This window comes from Neorhizobium descurainiae, assembly GCF_051400715.1.
Lineage (GTDB): Bacteria > Pseudomonadota > Alphaproteobacteria > Rhizobiales > Rhizobiaceae > Neorhizobium.
This window is the reverse complement of the sequence record NZ_JBLFFK010000017.1, coordinates 25445-43723: the sequence shown is the minus strand read 5'-3', so window position 1 is coordinate 43723 and position 18279 is coordinate 25445. Positions and strand designations below refer to the sequence as shown.

General features: G+C 63.1%; 18 protein-coding genes. 7 read left to right on the top strand and 11 right to left on the bottom strand.

The window, feature by feature from the left end; translation table 11 throughout:
* The first annotated feature begins 20 nt into the window (after positions 1 to 20).
* The gene (locus ACMGE0_RS24035) at positions 21 to 962 is read left to right on the top strand and encodes a threonine/serine dehydratase (protein WP_436818422.1); all 942 of its coding nucleotides are present in this window, start codon (positions 21 to 23) and stop codon (positions 960 to 962) included.
* A 187-nt stretch (positions 963 to 1149) separates the two neighbouring features.
* Here ACMGE0_RS24035 and ACMGE0_RS24030 read toward each other — a convergent pair whose 3' ends face one another.
* Positions 1150 to 2733, bottom strand: coding sequence for a peptide chain release factor 3 (locus tag ACMGE0_RS24030; RefSeq protein ID WP_436818421.1), 1584 nt, complete (start codon positions 2731 to 2733; stop codon positions 1150 to 1152).
* Between the two features lie 89 nt (positions 2734 to 2822).
* Between ACMGE0_RS24030 and dut the strand changes: the two genes are divergently transcribed.
* The gene (dut, locus tag ACMGE0_RS24025; RefSeq protein ID WP_436818420.1) at positions 2823 to 3293 is read left to right on the top strand and encodes a dUTP diphosphatase; all 471 of its coding nucleotides are present in this window, start codon (positions 2823 to 2825) and stop codon (positions 3291 to 3293) included.
* Positions 3294 to 3335: 42 nt separating this feature from the next.
* On the opposite strand, the gene ACMGE0_RS24020 is transcribed toward dut, so the two are convergent.
* Positions 3336 to 3854 carry a Dps family protein gene (locus ACMGE0_RS24020; RefSeq protein WP_436818419.1) on the bottom strand — a complete coding sequence of 173 codons (519 nt, stop codon included), beginning with the start codon at positions 3852 to 3854 and terminating at the stop codon, positions 3336 to 3338.
* Between the two features lie 227 nt (positions 3855 to 4081).
* Between ACMGE0_RS24020 and cysK the strand changes: the two genes are divergently transcribed.
* Complete coding sequence (cysK, locus tag ACMGE0_RS24015) at positions 4082 to 5044, top strand: cysteine synthase A (protein WP_436818418.1); 963 nt, start codon at positions 4082 to 4084, stop codon at positions 5042 to 5044.
* Between the two features lie 175 nt (positions 5045 to 5219).
* On the opposite strand, the gene ACMGE0_RS24010 is transcribed toward cysK, so the two are convergent.
* From ACMGE0_RS24010 to rsmI, 8 genes are all read right to left on the bottom strand, one after another.
* The gene (locus ACMGE0_RS24010; RefSeq protein WP_436818417.1) at positions 5220 to 6755 is read right to left on the bottom strand and encodes a YifB family Mg chelatase-like AAA ATPase; all 1536 of its coding nucleotides are present in this window, start codon (positions 6753 to 6755) and stop codon (positions 5220 to 5222) included.
* Positions 6756 to 7033: 278 nt separating this feature from the next.
* On the bottom strand, positions 7034 to 7984 hold the full coding sequence (gshB, locus tag ACMGE0_RS24005) for a glutathione synthase (RefSeq protein WP_436818416.1): 951 nt from the start codon (positions 7982 to 7984) through the stop codon (positions 7034 to 7036).
* A 136-nt stretch (positions 7985 to 8120) separates the two neighbouring features.
* The gene (locus ACMGE0_RS24000) at positions 8121 to 9221 is read right to left on the bottom strand and encodes an ABC transporter ATP-binding protein (RefSeq protein WP_436818415.1); all 1101 of its coding nucleotides are present in this window, start codon (positions 9219 to 9221) and stop codon (positions 8121 to 8123) included.
* A 2-nt stretch (positions 9222 to 9223) separates the two neighbouring features.
* Positions 9224 to 10072: a sn-glycerol-3-phosphate ABC transporter permease UgpE gene (gene ugpE / locus ACMGE0_RS23995; RefSeq protein WP_436818414.1), complete on the bottom strand. Its 849-nt coding sequence runs from the start codon at positions 10070 to 10072 to the stop codon at positions 9224 to 9226.
* Positions 10073 to 10081: 9 nt separating this feature from the next.
* Positions 10082 to 10966 (bottom strand): sn-glycerol-3-phosphate ABC transporter permease UgpA, encoded by an 885-nt coding sequence (gene ugpA, locus ACMGE0_RS23990; protein WP_436818413.1) that lies wholly within the window; start codon positions 10964 to 10966, stop codon positions 10082 to 10084.
* Positions 10967 to 11033: 67 nt separating this feature from the next.
* Positions 11034 to 12362, bottom strand: coding sequence for a sn-glycerol-3-phosphate ABC transporter substrate-binding protein UgpB (gene ugpB / locus ACMGE0_RS23985; protein ID WP_436818412.1), 1329 nt, complete (start codon positions 12360 to 12362; stop codon positions 11034 to 11036).
* A 124-nt stretch (positions 12363 to 12486) separates the two neighbouring features.
* A complete protein-coding gene (locus ACMGE0_RS23980; RefSeq protein ID WP_436818411.1) occupies positions 12487 to 12888 on the bottom strand; it encodes a YraN family protein in 402 nt (133 codons plus the stop codon).
* Positions 12889 to 12890: 2 nt separating this feature from the next.
* Complete coding sequence (gene rsmI / locus ACMGE0_RS23975; protein WP_436818410.1) at positions 12891 to 13796, bottom strand: 16S rRNA (cytidine(1402)-2'-O)-methyltransferase; 906 nt, start codon at positions 13794 to 13796, stop codon at positions 12891 to 12893.
* Positions 13797 to 14068: 272 nt separating this feature from the next.
* On the opposite strand from rsmI, the gene dnaN reads away from it, so the two are divergent.
* The 4 genes from dnaN (at position 14069) to pyrF (ending at position 17190) form a co-directional block, all read left to right on the top strand.
* A complete protein-coding gene (dnaN, locus tag ACMGE0_RS23970; RefSeq protein WP_436818409.1) occupies positions 14069 to 15187 on the top strand; it encodes a DNA polymerase III subunit beta in 1119 nt (372 codons plus the stop codon).
* Between the two features lie 124 nt (positions 15188 to 15311).
* On the top strand, positions 15312 to 15905 hold the full coding sequence (gene pmtA, locus ACMGE0_RS23965; protein WP_436818408.1) for a phospholipid N-methyltransferase PmtA: 594 nt from the start codon (positions 15312 to 15314) through the stop codon (positions 15903 to 15905).
* Between the two features lie 2 nt (positions 15906 to 15907).
* Entirely contained in the window at positions 15908 to 16501 is a 594-nt protein-coding gene (locus ACMGE0_RS23960) for a histidine phosphatase family protein (protein ID WP_436818407.1), read from the top strand.
* The gene (gene pyrF / locus ACMGE0_RS23955) at positions 16498 to 17190 is read left to right on the top strand and encodes an orotidine-5'-phosphate decarboxylase (RefSeq protein WP_436818406.1); all 693 of its coding nucleotides are present in this window, start codon (positions 16498 to 16500) and stop codon (positions 17188 to 17190) included. Before ACMGE0_RS23960 ends, pyrF begins: the two co-directional genes overlap by 4 nt.
* Here the strand turns inward: pyrF and ACMGE0_RS23950 are convergent.
* Positions 17187 to 18242, bottom strand: a complete 1056-nt coding sequence (locus ACMGE0_RS23950) for a NosD domain-containing protein (protein WP_436818405.1) — start codon at positions 18240 to 18242, stop codon at positions 17187 to 17189. The genes pyrF and ACMGE0_RS23950 overlap by 4 nt on opposite strands.
* Positions 18243 to 18279: the final 37 nt, after the last annotated feature.

Below are 18279 nucleotides of genomic sequence, written 5' to 3'. Positions count from 1 at the left end.
AATCCCCGAAGGAGGCCGCCATGTCCGCCGATCTTGTCACGCCCGAACGCATCACTGAAACGGAAAAGCTGATCCGTCCGCATATCCGCCGCACGCCGGTCATGCGTGTCGACATGCGCGATTTCGGGGCCAAGCCGCTGCCGGTCGATCTGAAGCTCGAACTCATGCAGCATTCCGGCTCGTTCAAGGCGCGCGGCGCCTTCACGAACCTGCTCACCCGTGAGGCTCCGAAGGCCGGCGTGGTAGCGGCATCCGGCGGCAATCACGGTGCCGCGGTCGCCTATGCGGCCATGCGGCTCGGCGTGCCGGCAAAAATTTTCGTGCCGAGCGTCACCTCCTCCGCCAAGGCGGAACGCATCCGCTCCTACGGCGCGGACCTGGTGATCGGCGGCGACCGTTATGCGGATGCGCTGGCGGCCAGCGAGGCCTATGTGGCGACAAGCGGCGCGCTTGCGGTCCATGCCTATGACCAGGCGGAAACGCTCGCCGGCCAAGGCACGCTCGGCAAGGAGATCGAGGACGACCTGCCGGAGATGACGACGCTCCTGGTGGCGGTCGGCGGAGGCGGGCTGATCGGCGGCATTGCCGCCTGGTTCCGTGGCCGGGCGAAGGTGGTCGCGGTGGAATCCGACGGTGCGCCGACGCTTTACGAGGCGTTCAAGGCTGGCAGGCCGGTGGATGCCCCGGCGGGCGGCATCGCGGCGGATTCGCTCGCCCCCAAGCAGGTCGGCCAGCTGATGTTCCCGCTGGCGCAGAAATATGTCGAGCCGCCAGTGCTGGTGACGGACGAGGAAATCCTCGCCGCCCAAAAGGCGCTCTGGGCCGGCGCGCGCATCGTCGCCGAACCCGGCGGCGCCGCGGCCTTCGCAGCGCTTCTTTCCGGCAAATACGTGCCCGGTCCTGACGAGCGCGTCTGCGTCCTCGTCTGCGGCGCCAACACAACGGCAGTCAAGTTCGATTGAAGGTGGCGGAAAGAACCCCTCCCAAACCCTCCCCACAAGGGGGAGGGCTTAATGCGCTGAGCTCGCTGGTGAAATTCAATTCAGGTTTTAGCAAGTCTTGACCACACGAGAGGTCGCGGAGAGTGCCTCCTGTTAAGCCCTCCCCCTTGTGGGGAGGGTTTGGGAGGGGACTTAAGTGATCGGGACGCTAAGCCGCCTTGGCGACGTGATATTCCTTGATCGCGACCATCTTGATCGACGGATAGCGCTCGGCCTCGTAGCGCAGAGAAAACGCATCCTGGGCCAGGAAGACCGGATCGCCGTCGAGGTCGCGGGCGATATCGCCGCGCTTCACCGTCAGGAATTTATCCAGATCGGCCGGATTGTCCGACGAGATCCAGCGGCAGACGGAGAAGCGCGACATTTCGAAGGAGACCGGCAGCGTATATTCCGCCGAAAGCCGTTCCTTCAGCACGTCGAGCTGCAGGGCGCCGACGACGCCGACGATGGCGGGCGAGCCGTCCTCCGGCGAGAAGAGCTGCACGACGCCCTCTTCGGCCATCTGCTGCAGGGCTTCCTTCAGCTTCTTCGCCTTCATGGCATCCTCCAGCCGCACGCGGCGGAGGATTTCCGGCGAGAAGTTCGGCACGCCCTGGAAGACCAGCGGCTCGCCTTCGGTCAGCGTGTCGCCGATACGCAGCGTGCCGTGGTTCGGGATGCCGACCACGTCGCCGGCATAGGCCGTGTCCGCCAACTGGCGCTGCGAGGCGAAGAAGAATTGCGGCGCGGTCAGACCGAGCTGCTTGCCGGTGCGCGACAGGCGCGCCTTCATGCCCCGCTCCAACTTGCCGGAGCAGATGCGGGCAAAGGCGATGCGGTCGCGATGGTTCGGGTCCATGTTCGCCTGGATCTTGAAGACGAAAGCCGTCATCCGGTCCTCGTCCGCATGCACCTTGCGGATGTCCGCCACCTGGTCGCGCGGGGGCGGAGCGAATTCGCCGAGCGCATCGATCAGGTCTCGGACGCCGAAATTCCTGAGCGCCGAGCCGAAGAAGACCGGCGTCAGATGGCCTTCGAGGAAGGCCTGGCGATCGAAAGGCTTGCACGCCTCGATCGCAAGCTCGGTCTCCTCGACGAAGGTAGCCCGCTCGTTCTCCGGCAGGCGGTCGGCGACGGATTGCGGGCCGTTGACCGGCGTGACGTTCACCTCCGTATCCGACCCGCGCACAGTGTTGTCCGCCAGGTGATAGGAGCCGCAGAAGGTTTTCGAGCGGCCGATCGGCCAGGTGACCGGCGCGCAGTCGAGCGCGAGCTTCTCCTCGACCTCATCCAGGATCTCGAAGGGATCGCGGCTTTCGCGGTCCATCTTGTTGACGAAGGTGATGATCGGAATGTCGCGCATGCGGCAGACTTCGAACAGTTTCAGCGTACGCGGCTCGATGCCCTTGGCGGCATCGATGACCATGACCGCCGCATCCACCGCCGTCAGCGTGCGATAGGTGTCGTCGGCGAAATCCTCGTGGCCGGGCGTATCGAGAATGTTGAAGACGTTGCCGTCATATTCGAAGGTCATGACCGAGGTGACGACCGAGATGCCGCGCTCGCGCTCGATCTTCATCCAGTCGGAGCGCGTCTGGATGCGATCCTTCTTGGCCTTGACCTCGCCGGCGAGCTGGATCGCGCCGCCGAACAGCAGCAGTTTTTCGGTGAGCGTCGTCTTGCCTGCGTCCGGATGGGCAATGATCGCGAATGTGCGACGGCGGGCGACCGCCTCGGCAATGGTTTCGGGCATATCGTAAATCCTGTGAATTGCCGGCTATCTAGCGATTAAAGACCCGCTTTGCAATTGACCTGCCGGCGGCAAGCACAAAGTAATGGCTCATGAACATCCATAGCCCCTCCTCGCCGAAGCTTTCCCTCGTCCGCCTGCCGAATGGCGCGGGCCTCGACCTGCCGTCCTATGAAACGGCAGGCGCGGCGGGAATGGACCTTCGCGCCGCGGTGCCGGAGGATGCGCCGCTGACGATCGCTCCAGGCAGGCGCGCGCTGGTGCCGACGGGCTTCATCTTCGAGATCCCGGATGGTTTCGAGGCCCAGGTCAGACCCCGTTCAGGGCTTGCCTTCAAGCACGGCATCACCTGCCTCAACACGCCGGGCACGATCGACAGCGACTATCGCGGCGAGGTGAAGGTGCTGCTGATCAATCTCGGCGAAGAGGATTTCGCGATCACCCGCGGCATGCGGATCGCCCAGATGGTGATCGCGCCGGTGACACAGGTGCGCGTCGCCGAAATCACCGAGGCCACGGCGACCGCGCGCGGCGCCGGCGGCTTCGGTTCAACAGGCGTGTAAGACCCAAGCCTGTCCACCGGCATCGAGGCCGGCCACGATCTCTCACCTTTCGCGGCGGGTGATCTCGAACAGGAACCAGGTCCGGCGTTCGGCCTCGTCGATCCAGTTCTCGAGCAGGCTGGCGGTCGCCACATCGTTGTGCTCGTCGCAGAGATCGTGGGTTTCCCGCATCAGGGAGATGAGCTGCTTGTTGTCCTCCCGGAGCTCCGCCAGCATGTCTTCCGGCGTCACGAAATCCGCGTCGTTGTCGGGGATGCGCTGCAGCCTGGAAATATGGCCGATCGAGCGCAGGGTGGTGCCGCCGATCTTGCGGGCCCGTTCCGCCAGCTCGTCCGTCATCGCGAAGATCTGGTCGGAATGCTCGTCCAGAAGCAGGTGGTAATCGCGGAAATGCGGACCGGACATGTGCCAGTGGAAGTTCTTGGTCTTGAGGTAAAGCGAGAAGACATCGGCGAGCAGCGTCGTCAGCGCGGCTGCGATATCCTTCACCGCGTTCGTTCCGAGATCGGAAGGCGTGGCGAGCGGGGCAAGCTTGCGGTTCTTGGCAGTGCTGTCAGACATGGATCAATCCCCTTCGAGGCCGGACGCGGAGCTCACCGGGAGCCCGCGATCTCGAAACTAAACTGCCGCCGCCCGACGCTTTTTCAATGGTCGCCGGCCCATATTTCGGCAGCGATTTTCTGTCGCACCTGGGAAGAGGCAAGGCTTCCGGGCGCAAAGCCGCTGGCCTCAGGGGGCCTTTGGACCTATCTTTCGGCGTCTCGATGATTTTCCCAGGGAGAAGCCTCATGTCGAAGAAGCCGGGCCGCGGCCGGATCTATTCCTCCATCACCGAAACGATCGGCGACACTCCGATCGTGCGGCTCGACAAGCTCGCAAGAGAAAAGGGCGTCAAGGCCAATCTCCTCGCCAAGCTGGAATTCTTCAACCCGATCGCTTCCGTCAAGGACCGCATCGGCGTGGCGATGATCGAGAGCCTGGAGGCAGAGGGAAGGATCACCCCTGGCCGGACGGTGCTGATCGAGCCGACCTCCGGCAATACGGGCATCGCGCTCGCCTTCGCCGCTGCCGCGAAGGGCTACAGGCTGATCCTCACCATGCCCGAGACCATGTCGGTCGAACGCCGCAAGATGCTGGCGCTGCTCGGCGCCGAATTGGTGCTGACCGAAGGTCCCAAGGGTATGAAGGGCGCGATCGCCCGAGCCGAGGAACTCGCCGCCTCGCTGCCGGACGCGATCATTCCGCAGCAGTTCGAAAACCCGGCGAACCCGGAAATCCACCGCAAGACGACTGCCGAGGAAATCTGGAACGACACGGACGGCAAGGTCGACATCCTCGTCTCCGGCATCGGCACCGGAGGCACGATCACCGGCGCCGGCCAGGTGCTGAAGGACCGCAATCCCAATCTCAAGGTCGTTGCCGTCGAGCCGGAGGAATCGCCCGTGCTTTCCGGCGGCGAGCCCGGTCCGCACAAGATCCAGGGCATTGGCGCCGGCTTCGCGCCGAAAATCCTCGATACGCACATCTATGACGAGATCGTCACCGTCAGCGGCCCGGAAGCCATGGAGATGGCGCGTCTCGTCGCCAGGCTCGAAGGCGTGCCGGTCGGCATTTCCTCCGGTGCAGCACTCACCGCCGCAGTCGAAGTCGGCAGCCGCGAGGAAAACGCCGGCAAGAACCTGGTCGTCATCATCCCCTCCTTTGCCGAACGCTATCTTTCGACGGCGCTGTTCGAGGGGCTGGGCGGGTGAAGTGGGCGAATAGCGAATAGCGAATAGCGAATAGCGAATAGCGAATAGCGAATAGCGAATAGCGAATAGCGAATAGGATTTCCCAAGAAACAGCCATACGCAAGCGGCTGGAAATAAATTCTATTCGCTATTCGCTACTTACTATTCGCTTCTCGTACCTATTCGCTTCTCGCAATCACGCCACTGCCATGGCGAGCCGCTCGCCGGCCATGCGATAGGAGATCGCCTCGGCGAGATGGATGCGGCCGACCGTATCCTTGCCGTCCAGATCGGCGAGCGTGCGGGCCACCTTCAGAACACGGTGATAACCGCGGGCGGAGAATTTCAGCTTTTCGGCCGCATCGCGCAGCAATTGCAGGCCGCTCGGATCCGGCTCCGCGAATTTCTCGATCAGCGACGTGGAGCAACGCGCATTGGTGAGGATATCCGGAGAGCCGGCGCGCACGAAACGCTCGCGCTGCCTTTCCCGGGCCGCCGCAACCCGTCTGGCGACATCGGCACTCCTTTCCGCCGGCATGGGGCGGATGAGATCGGCCGCGGAGACGGCCGGCACGTCGATGCGGATATCGATACGGTCCATCAGCGGGCCGGAAATGCGCGCCTGATAATCGGCAGCACAGCGCGGCCCGCGAGCGCAGGAATGGCCCGGCTCGCCGGCCATGCCGCAGCGGCACGGGTTCATGGCGGCGACGAGCTGGATGTTCGCCGGGTAGGACACACGGTGATTGGCGCGCGCGATGACGCATTCGCCGGTTTCCAGCGGCTGGCGGAGCGCATCGAGCACCTGCGGCGAGAATTCCGGGAATTCGTCGAGGAAGAGCACGCCGTGATGGGCGAGCGAGGCTTCACCGGGCTTCGCCCGCATGCCGCCGCCGATGAGCGCCGCCATGGTGGCGGAATGATGCGGCGTGCGATAGGGCCGGCGGTCCGAAAGCTTGCCGCCGGAAAGCTGACCGGCGATCGAATGGATCATCGAGACTTCCAGAAGTTCGGCGGCCGACAATGGCGGCAGAATGGAAGGCAGGCGCGCCGCGAGCATGGACTTTCCGGAACCCGGAGGTCCGGCCATCAGGAGATTGTGCCCGCCGGCCGCGGCGACTTCCAGCGCGCGCTTGGCGCTTTCCTGGCCCTTGATATCGGCGAGATCCGGAAGATTGGCGGGGTTCGCGCGGATCGCCGGCTGCGGCCGGGAAATGACCTGGGTGCCGCGGAAATGATTGGCGAGCGCGATCAGGCTGCGGGGTGCCACGATATCGATCTCCGCGCCGGCCCAGGCTGCCTCCGCACCGCTATCCGCCGGGCAGATGAGGCCCTTGCCGAGCCCATTGGCGCCGATCGCCGCCGGCAGGGCGCCGGCCACGGCCGCCAACGTTCCATCGAGGTTCAGTTCGCCGATCACCACATAATCGGTCAGCGCATCGGCGGGAATGGCGCCCAGCGCCGCCATCAGCCCAAGCGCGATCGGCAGATCGAAATGCGAGCCCTCTTTCGGCAGGTCGGCGGGTGCCAGATTGACCGTCACCTTCTTGGGCGGCATGGCAAGCCCGGACGCATGCAGCGCGGCCTGAACCCGCTCCCGGCTTTCGGCCACCGCCTTGTCCGGCAGGCCGACGATATGCATGTTCATCTTGCCCGGCCCGACCATGACCTGCACGTCGACCGGAACGCCCTCTATGCCCTGGAATGCAACCGTGCTGACACGCGCGACCATATGAACCTGCCCCCAAGCCCCTTCTGGTACGTCAGCGATACACGCTTTCCGCGCCAGCGATTGCAATCTGGCATGGAATCAGGAATAAAACAAGAACATTGATCGAACAATTTCGCGCCGCCGGTGCAACCGGGTTGCATGCGGTTGCATCCGTGGAACAAAGGCGATCCGTATCCGAAACGCGGCGAAACAATTTCCCGCCAAGTCGTGGAATAGTCTTTCCTATTCTACGCAATGCGGACGGAAAACCGCTTCACACTTTGTCTGGAGCCGCTTTATCAGGCGCGCTTGGCTTCGATTGCATCCCAGAGGAGGCTTGCGACATCGGCGCCGCCGAATTTCTTTACCTCGCGGATGCCGGTGGGGGACGTGACGTTGATCTCGGTCATATAGTCGCCGATGACGTCGATGCCGACGAAGAGAAAGCCTCTTTCCCGAAGCGCAGGGCCGATGCGGCCGCAGATTTCCCTTTCGCGCGGGGTGATCTCGGTCGGCTCGGCGCGTCCGCCCACATGCATGTTGGAGCGGCTGTCGTGCTCGGCCGGCACACGGTTGATGGCTCCGACCGGCTCGCCGTCCACCAGCAGGATGCGCTTGTCGCCCTTGCGCACCGCCGGCAGGTAGGCCTGGGCGATATAGGGCTCGCCGCGATACATCTGGCCGAACATTTCGAGGAGCGACGTGAAGTTGCGGTCGTCACGGGCCGAGTGGAAGACGCCGGCGCCGCCATTGCCATAAAGGGGCTTCAGGATGATGTCGCCCATCTCTTCGCGGAAGCGGGCGATTTCCGTCGGATCGCGGGAAATCAGGGTCGCCGGCATCAGGTCGGCGAACTCGGTGACGAAGATCTTCTCCGGCGAGTTGCGCACCCAGGCCGGATCGTTCACCACCAGCGTCTTCGGGTGGATGCGCTCAAGCAGATGGGTCGAGGTGATGTAACCCATGTCGAAGGGAGGATCCTGGCGCAGATGCACGACGTCCATGGCCGACAGATCGACGCGCTCCCTTTCGCCGAGCGTGAAATGATCGCCCTTGACGTCGCGCACCTGAAGCGGCTCGACGGCGGCAAAAATCCTGCCGTCGCGCATCGTCAGCCGGTCCGGCGTATAATGGAACAGCTGGAAGCCGCGCGCCTGCGCCTCCAGCGCCATGGCGAAGGTGGAATCGCCGGCGATGTTGATGCCGGAGATGTGGTCCATCTGGAATGCGACCTTGCGGATTTTCGCCATGACTTCAGTCCCCTAGAATTGGCTCGCCTGATGTAGGATGGCGGGCCTTCAAAGGCAACCGGTCAATGCGTTTCGGCCGGCGAGGCCAACCCGATGCCTGGGCGCCGCATATCGCTCAGCCGGCAAATACCGGACTTCAGACGACCGGCTCCGCCGGCGCCAGCTTCGCTTCGGCCGGCACATGGCCGGGCAGGCGCTTGCCGGTATCGGCCGCGAAGAAGTGCAGGCGCTTCGCATCGACCGCAATGCGCATCTCGGGTGCAAGCTCCGTCTCCGGCGAAACGGCGGCCGTGACCTGCTGATCGCCGACCAGACCGTGGATCAACCGCTGGGCGCCAAGCTCCTCGGTATATTCGAGGCGGAACGGCAGAGCCTCCTCATCCGCACGGGCGACACGGAGATCCTCTGCGCGGACACCCACGGTGACCGCACCGGAGGTCGGCGCAAAGCCCTTGAGGCCGATCACCGCCGGCCCGATCGCCAGCCTGTCGCCATGCAGCTCGCCCTTGACGAGGTTCATGGCCGGCGAGCCGATGAAGCTCGCCACGAAGGTGGAAGCGGGCGCGTGATAGACTTCCAGCGGCGCGCCGATCTGCTCTATCTCTCCACCATTCAGAACGACGAGGCGATCGGCGAGCGTCATCGCCTCCAGCTGGTCGTGGGTGACGTAGATCGAGGTCGTGCCGAGACGGCGCTGCAGGCGCTTGATCTCGCCGCGCATGGAGACGCGCAGCTTGGCGTCCAGGTTCGAAAGCGGCTCGTCGAAGAGGAAGGCAGCCGGCTTGCGGACGATCGCGCGGCCCATGGCGACGCGCTGGCGCTGGCCGCCGGAAAGGGCGCGCGGCTTGCGGTCGAGATACTGGGTGATCTCCAGCATGCGGGCGGCTTCGGCGACACGGGCGTCGATCTCGGACTTCGGCGTGCCGCGGTTCTTCAGTCCGTAGGCGAGATTGTTGTAGACCGTCATATGCGGATAGAGCGCATAGTTCTGGAACACCATGGCGATATCGCGATCGGCCGGCTCGACATTGTTGACGACGCGGCTGCCGATCTTCACCTGCCCCTCCGAAATGGTCTCCAGGCCGGCGATCATCCTGAGCAGCGTGGACTTGCCGCAGCCCGAGGGGCCGACCAGCACGATGAACTCGCCATCGGCGATGTTCAGCCTGATGTCGGAGACGGCGCGCACGCCGCCGGTATAGATCTTGCCGACGTTTTCGACATCGATGGAAGCCATTGCTATTTCTCCGTTTCAGTGAGGCCGCGGATGAACAGGCGCTGCATGAAGATGATGACAAGCACAGGCGGCAGGCCCGCCAGAATGACGCCGGCCATCACGAGGTTCCACTGCGTATCGCCATCGAGCACGGAGGCGAGACGCTTGATGCCCATGACCACGGTATAATAATGAGGCTCCGTGGTGATCAGCATCGGCCAAAGATACTGATTCCAGCCGTAGATGAACATGATGATGAAAAGTGCCGCGATATTGGTGCGCGAGAGCGGCAAAAGGATATCGCGGAAGAATTTCAGCGGACTGGCGCCATCGACGCGAGCCGCTTCCATCATCTCCTCCGGCACCGTCAGGAAGAACTGACGGAACAGGAAGGTTGCCGTGGCAGACGCGATGACCGGGATCACCAGGCCGGAATAGGAGTTCAGCATGCCGAGATCGGCGACGACCTTGTAGGTCGGCAGGATGCGCACTTCCACCGGCAGCATGAGCGTCATGAAGATCAGCCAGAAGGCGAGCACACGCAGGGGAAAACGGAAATAGACGATCGCGAAGGCGGAGATGATCGAGATGGCGATCTTGCCGACCGCGATCAGGATGGCCATCAGCAAGCTGTTCGCCAGCATCAGCAGGAAGGGCGGCGCGCCGGCGGTCGATTCACCCGAACCGAGCAGATAACCGTAATTCGCGGAAAGCTGGTCACCGGGCAGGAGCGGCACGATGCCGGTCATGAAGTCCGTTGCACCGCGCGTCGAGGCGACAAAAGCGAGATAGACGGGGAACACGACCGTCAGCACACCGAGGATCAGGATCAGATGGGTCAGAAAGGTGAGAAAGGGACGATTTTCGACCATCACGGCACCTCAATACTGAACTTTGCGCTCGATCCAGCGGAACTGGACGACGGTGAGGACAACGACAATCAGCATGAGAATGACGGATTGCGCGGCCGAGGGGCCGAGGTTCAGGCCGATGAAACCGTCGGCATAGACCTTATAGACCAGAATGTTGGTGGACTGGGACGGGCCGCCCGAAGTGGTCGCATCGACGATGCCGAACGTATCGAACATCGCGTAGGTGATGTTGATCACCGCAAGGAAGAAGGTCGTCGGCGAAAGCAGCGGGAATATCACCGTCCAGAAACGCTTGAACGGACCGGCACCGTCGATGGCGGCGGCTTCGCTCAGGGACTGCGGCACGGACTGCAGGCCGGCAACGAAGAACAGGAAATTGTAGGAGATCTGCTTCCACGCGGCGGCGATGATGATCAACACCATGGCATCACCCGTGTGGAGGCGATGGTTCCATTCGTATCCGAAGAAACTCAGAAAATAGGGAATGATGCCGACGCTGGGATTGAACATGAACCACCAGAGAAGGCCGGCGGCGGCCGGTGCCACCGCATAGGGCCAGACCAGCAGCGTCGTGTAGAACCGGCCTGAGCGCAGGACCCGGTTCACGGCCACAGCAAACAGCAGGGACAGGCTCATCGACAGAACCGTGACGCCGACCGAAAAGACGAAGGTCGCCCAGAGAGCATTCAGGTAATCCGGATCATCCAGCAACCGCGTGTAATTCGCAAACCAGACGAAAGTTTCTTTCAGGCCGAAGGGATCCTGGCGAAGGAACGATTGCCAGATCGCCTGGGCAGCAGGCCATACGAAGAAGATGAGCGTGATGACAAGCTGCGGTGCCAGCAGGAAATAAGGCAGGACGCGGTTATGAAAAACGGTGCGCTTGGTTTGCATGGCGAGGGTGTGCCCAAGGAAATGCCCTCCCCGGAAATCGGGGAGGGCTTGATGGCGACAAAGACGCTCAGTTCGAGTTTGCAGCTTCGAATTCGCGCAGGATGGCGTTGCCAGCCTTGGCAGCGTCGTCGAGAGCCTGCTGGCCAGTCTTCTTGCCGGACAGAACGGTTTCGAACTGCTGGTCGACCAGGTCGCGGATCTGCGTCAAGTTACCGAAGCGGACGCCCTTGGAATTGTCGGTCGGCGTGCCGCGGGTGATCTGCTTGATGGCAATGTCCGAGCCCGGGTTCTTCTCATAGTAACCCTGCTTCTGGCCAAGCTCGTAAGCAGCATTGGTGATCGGCAGGTAACCGGTGAACTGGTGCCAATCGGCCTGGACCTCCGGCTTGGAGAGATAGGTGAAGAACTTGGCAACGCCTTTGTAGACATCGGGGTTCTTCTGGCCGTTGAGGGTCCAGAGCGTGGCGCCGCCGATGATAGAATTCTTCGGCTCCTTGGTGACGGTATCGTCATAAGGCATCGGCGCGAAGCCGACCTTGAAGTTCTTGGCGTTGTTGATGACGCCGGCGCGCGAAGCGGACGAGCCCATGTAGACGGCGCATTGCTGCGAATAGAAGCTCGGAGCGGTTTCGGCGCCGCCGCCCGGACCGCCGTACTTGAAGATCTTGGCGTCCTGCCACTTCTTCAGGTTATCCCAGAATGCGGCCTGTTCCTTGCCGTTGAACTTGAATTCGGTCTCCAAGCCGCCGAAGCCGTTCTGCAGCGTGCCGAAAGGCAGGTTCTGGATGGCCGAGTAGTTTTCGAGACCGACCCAGGTCGCAGCATAGGAGAGCGTGAAGCCACACTGAGCAGCGCCGGAATCGACGATCTTCTTGCCCATTTCGGCCAGCTCGGCCCAGGTCTTCGGGGCAACTTCCGGATCAAGGCCAGCCTTCTGGAAGACGTCCTTGTTGTAGTACATGATCGGCGTCGAGGAATTGAAGGGCATCGACAGGATGTTGCCTTCAGCATCGGAATAGTAACCGACGACCGGCGCGAGGAAGCCCTTCGGATCCCACGGCTCCTTGTTGTCAGACATCAGTTTGTAGACCGGATAAACGGCGCCCTTGGCGGCCATCATCGTGCCGGTGCCGACCTCGAAGACCTGAACGATCGCCGGCTGCTGATTGGCGCGGAAAGCCGCGATCGCAGCGGTCAGGGTTTCCGGATAGGTACCCTTGAAGACCGGAACGACCTTGTAATCGCTCTGGCTTTCGTTGAACTTCTGGGCGACTTCCTCGAGCTTCTTGCCGAGCTCGCCGCCCATGGCATGCCACCAGGTCACTTCGGTCGCAGCGAGCGACGAGCTTGCCGACAGGGCAACCGCGAACGCGGCCATCGAAAGCTTCTTGAACATGTTGACGTCCTCTCCACCTTTGTTAGGGTCGAGGATCGCAATAGGGCCCGGCTGTGACAGCCCCTTAACAGTTCCATGTCAGATTTGTTACATTGCACAGCCATGCAACAATTTCACGGAAGTATCAGAAAGCATCCGGAAAATGCCGGGGCAAACGTCCCGGAAGCACCGCGACGACGTCATAGCGCTGTGACAGTCGCGCGGCATCCTTACGTTTCGCCAGCCAGAGATCGCTCGCGGACCGGATGCGCTTCTGGGCAGTGAAACCGACCGCATCGACGGCCTCCCGCTCACCGATCCGTGCCTTGACCTCCACGAACACGACGAGGTCGCCCTTGCGGGCGATGAGATCGATCTCTCCGAGCCTGGTGCGATAGCGGATCGCCAGGATGCGATAGCCCTTGGCCATCAGATAGAATGCGGCGAAATATTCCGAGACATGGCCCCGTCTTTGGGCTCTCTGGCGCTGGGCTCTCTGGCGATCGGCCTTGCGGCGTTTCAGGTCTGCGTCGTCGTCCGTTACCACCCTCAGCCCTCGGCCTTCAGTTCCAGGAGCCGCTGGTAAAGGTCCTTGCGGGCAAGCCCTGTGAGCCTGGCCGCTTCCGCCGCCGCCTTAGCGGCCGGCATGGCGGAAGAAAGCTCGCGCAACAGCATGTCCACCTCCACCTCGCCCGGGGCCTCTTGGGCTTCCGGCGGCGCCACGATCAGGACGATCTCGCCCTTCACGCTGCGGTCGTCATTATAATAGGCGGCGAGCTCCTCCAGCGTGCCGCGGCGGAATTCCTCGAAGGTCTTCGTCAGCTCGCGGCAGACGCAGGCACGGCGGCTCTTTCCGAGAACCTCGGCGGCGGCGGCAACGGTCGCGCCGATGCGGTGCGGGGATTCGAAGAAGATCAGCGTCGCCGGCACTCTCGAAAGCTCGGCCAGGCGGTCCCTTCTCCCCTTGTCCTTCGCCGGGAGGAAGCCTGCGAAGAGAAAGGCATCGGACGGCATGCCGGAACCGACGAGCGCTGCAAGCGGCGCGGACGCGCCGGGGATCGGCACGACCTTGTGGCCTGCCTCGATCGCCATCCGGCCGAGCCGGTAACCGGGATCGGAGACGAGCGGCGTGCCGGCATCGGAAACCAGCGCTACGGATTTGCCCTCCGCCAGCGCAGCGACAAGCTTCGGCCCCGCCTCCTCGGCATTGTGCTCGTGATAGGCGAAAGGCCGGTTGACGATGCCGTAGCGGTCGAGCAGCACGCGGGTGACGCGGGTGTCCTCGCAGGCGAGCACGTCGGCGCCGGAGAGCGTTTCGAGCGCACGCAGCGTGATATCACCGAGATTGCCAATCGGGGTCGCGACCAGATAGAGCGCCGGCTCCAGCGGCCTTGCGGGCACGAATGTGTTGGCGACGCGATAGCCGCGCTGCGCGGTCTTCAGGTCATCGGTCACGGGATGTCACGCGGGATCGGATAATCATGGCTCTTTATGATGGAGCCGGCCCGCTTCGGCAAGTAAAGCCCGGGGTCGGGACAATGTCATGTTTTCTGTGTGCAAGTGCGCGCCACGATATCGAATTGAGCCGGTAACCTCTCGTTCACCTCTTGCTTTTCTCCGCCTTTGTCTGCCATTTTGCCGGTCCACATCATACAGTCGGCCTACAAACCCGACAAAAATATGGGGTCCGGCCTTGCCGGCCTCCACGGTCGAAAGCGGTAGCGTCCATGCGTATTACTCTTGAGCGGTCCAACCTCTTAAAATCGCTGAACCACGTGCATCGCGTGGTCGAGCGGCGGAACACGATTCCGATCCTTTCCAACGTGCTGATGCGCGCCTCCGGCAGCAGCCTGGATCTCAAGGCGACCGACCTCGATCTCGAAATCACCGAAGCCGTGCCGGCCATGGTCGAGACTGCCGGCGCCACGACGGTGCCCGCGCATCTGCTCTATGAAATCGTCCGCAAGCTGCCCGACGGTTCGGAAGTGCTGCTCGCCACCAACCCGGACAGCAGTTCCATGACGGTGCAGTCAGGCCGGTCGAAATTCTCGCTGCAATGCCTGCCGGAATCGGATTTCCCTGATCTGACCGCCGGCAGCTTCACGCATACCTTCAAGCTGAAGGCGGCCGATCTCAAAATGCTGATCGACCGCACGCAGTTCGCGATCTCCACCGAGGAGACCCGCTATTACCTGAACGGCATCTTCTTCCACACGATCGAAGCCGGCGGCGACCTGAAGCTGCGCGCCGTCGCGACCGACGGGCACCGCCTGGCGCGTGCCGATGTCCAGGCGCCGTCCGGCTCCGAAGGCATGCCGGGCATCATCATTCCGCGCAAGACGGTCGGCGAACTCCAGAAGCTGGTCGACGATCCGGAAGCGATCGTCACCGTCGAAGTGTCCGACGCCAAGATCCGCCTGACGATCGGCACGATCGTGATGACCTCCAAGCTGATCGACGGCACTTTCCCGGACTACCAGCGCGTCATCCCGACCGGCAACGACAAGGAGATGCGCGTCGATTGCGAGAGCTTCACCAAGGCCGTCGACCGCGTCTCGACCATCTCTTCCGAGCGCGGCCGCGCGGTGAAGCTGTCGCTGACGGACGGCCAGCTCATGCTGACGGTGAACAACCCGGATTCCGGCAGCGCCACCGAAGAAGTGGCAGTCGGCTACGACGCCGATCCGATGGAAATCGGCTTCAACGCCAAATACCTCCTCGACATCACCGCCCAGCTTTCCGGCGAGGACGCGATCTTCATGCTGGCGGATGCGGGTTCGCCGACGCTGGTGCGCGACACGGCGGGGGACGACGCGCTCTACGTCCTGATGCCGATGCGGGTCTAAGCCTTTGGGGCGGCTGGCAAAATTTTCAGCCGCCTTTTTCATGGAATTTTTCCCGCTGCGACATTTTCTCTTGCTTTTGCGGCATGCGGGGCCACATAGGGGCAGAAAGGGAGAGGACATACCCATGGAGTTGCGCCTGAAGGAGCGGCTTGGCCGCAAGTTCGACGAAGAGATCCGGTTCTTCAAAGGCTGGATGGACGGACCCAAGAGCGTCGGCGCGATCTGCCCGACCTCCTCGGTCACGGCGAAACGCATGGCAAGCGTCATCGATACGACATCCGGCCTGCCCGTGCTCGAACTCGGACCCGGCACCGGCATCATCACCAAGGCGATCCTGAAGCATGGCGTCGCGCCGGGAAATCTCGTCTCGATCGAATATTCGACGGATTTCTACCAGCATCTCGTCCGCACGTTTCCGGGCGTCAACTTCATCAACGGCGACGCCTTCGATCTCCAACGCACCCTCGGCGCCTGGAAGGACAAGACTTTCGACAGCGTCGTTTCGGCGATCCCGCTCTTGAGCTTCCCGATGGAGCGGCGCATCGCGCTGCTCGAAGACCTGCTCGACCGCATTCCCGCCGGCCGGCCGGTGATGCAGATCACCTACGGCCCCGTCTCCCCGATCATCGCCAATCCGGACCGCTACAGGATCAAGCATTACGATTTCGTGGTCCGCAACATCCCGCCGGCGCAGCTCTGGACCTATACGCGCGGCTGATCGTGACCTTCGGCCTCTACATTACCCATCCGCAGGTTCGGATCGACCCGGATATTCCGGTGCCGAAATGGGGCCTTTCCGATATCGGCCGTGCCCGCGCCGAGGCCGCAGCGAAGTCACCATGGGCCAGGCAACTCGGCCGGATCGTTTCCAGCGGCGAGATGAAGGCGATCGAAACGGCCGAAATTCTCGCCTCCGCATCCGGTCTCACGATCGAGATCGCTCACGACACCCATGAGAACGACCGTTCGGCAACCGGCTTTCTGCCGCCGCCCGCGTTCGAGGAGGCCGCGAACTGGTTCTTCGCCCACCCGACCGAAAGTTTTAGAGGTTGGGAGCGTGCGATCGATGCCCAGAGACGCATGGTTTCGGCGGTCAATCGCATCCTCGCGGATCATAGCCCGCACGTGCCGATCGCATTCGTCGGCCATGGCGGCGTCGGGACGCTTTTGAAATGCCATCTCCTCGGTGCGCCGATCGCCCGTGATCGCGACCAGCCGGGCGGCGGCGGAAATCTCTTCTGCTTTACCCTTGCGGATCGCGCCGTCTCGTGCGACTGGACCCCGATCGAAACATGGGAAGGAATCAGGGCATGAACACGCGTGACCGCCTGATCGTGGGCCTCGACATCCCGACCGTCGCGGAAGCGGAAAAGATGGTCGCCACGCTCGGCGACACGGTCTCCTTCTACAAGGTCGGCTACCAGCTTGCCTTTGCCGGCGGACTGGAATTCGCCCGCGACCTCGTCAAGGACGGCAAGCAGGTGTTCCTCGACATGAAGCTGCTCGACATCGACAACACGGTGGCGAAGGGCGTCGAGAACATCGTCAAGATGGGCGTCACGATGCTCACCCTGCATGCCTATCCGAAGGCGATGCGCGCCGCGGTCGACGCCGCAAGAGGCTCGGATCTCTGCCTGCTCGCGGTCACGGTGCTGACCTCCATGGACGAGGCCGATCTCACCGATGCCGGTTACGAATACGATCCGCACACGCTGGTGCTGCGCCGCGCCGAACAGGCGCTTGCCGCCGGCATGGGCGGCATCGTCTGCTCGGCGGAAGAATCCGCCGCCGTGCGCAGGATCGTCGGACCGAAGATGGCGGTCGTGACCCCCGGCATCCGCCCCGCAGGCTCGGATGCGGGCGACCAGAAGCGGGTGATGACGCCGGCCGACGCGCTCAGCGCCGGTTCGAGCCATCTCGTCGTCGGGCGGCCGATCGTCAAGGCGCCCGATCCGAAGGCGGCGGCGCAAGCCATCCTCGCCGAGATGGCATCTGTCCTCTAACGATTGTCCGAAACCGTGTTGTGCTCGTCATGGTCGACGATCAGGCTCGGCCTCCCACCGGGCAGGCGGTTGCCGGTGACGGTATTGTATTGCGCATAATCGTAGGGGCTGAGGCTGCTGCCGAACGGCCGGTCCGGCCGCGAGAAGCAGTAGGAACTCGCTGCCTGCCGGCTGCCGAGCCAGACCGCCGGCCGCGCCGCCCAGAAATTCGCATAGCGGAACGTGTTGCCGGTGATGACGTTGTGCTCCGGCTTCTGGTGACGGATCGTGCCGCCCTCGCCGCAATTGCGGTAGACAAAAATGCCGCCCTTGATCGGGTTCTCGAACAGGTTGCCTTCGATGCGGTTGTCCGCCGAACCGTCGATCGCGATCATCTCGCGCCGGGCGGTGCGGATGTCGAACATGTTGCCGATGATCCGGTTTCGAGCGGATTCCGCATCCAGATAGATCGCCGTACCGTTCGTGCTGCCGGTAAAGCGGGAGTTCCCGACGGTCATTTCCGTCACGCCCGGCGCGGCATAAAGCGGAATGCCGCCATCCGCCACGAAGGTGATGTTCTGAAGCGTGATGCCGCTTGGCGCCGCAGCCTGGGCCCGCCCGGTATGCCCGGCTTCGAGGGAAGACAGCCGCACTCCTTCCGCCTGGCCGTTGCTGCCGAGGCCCTCGATGCGGACATCGCCCCTGATCGTGCAGTTGCGTATCCGGATGCCGCGAGGCGCATCCCAGCTTCCGTCCGCCCGGCGGAGCGAGCGGATCAAAATCGTCCGGCCCTTGGCCACCGTCCCGTCCAGCGTGCCGCCATTGCAATCGAGCGTCACGCCGGAAGCGGCGCTGCCTGAAAAGGCTATGGGCCGGGTGACGGCATCCGTCTTCGCGAGAGACAGGTCGCAGGCGATCTCCACCGGTTTTGTCTTTTCCGGGGCGGGTTTGCGGAGAGCGGAGTAGATATCGGCGGAACAGGCTCTCGCTTCGGCGCGCACCGGATGCGATACGGCGATTGCCGCGGCGGCCGAAAGACCTGCGACCAGGGCACCGGCTACGATACGCATCATATTGACTTGCCCCATGATTTGACCGAAGTCAGCTTAT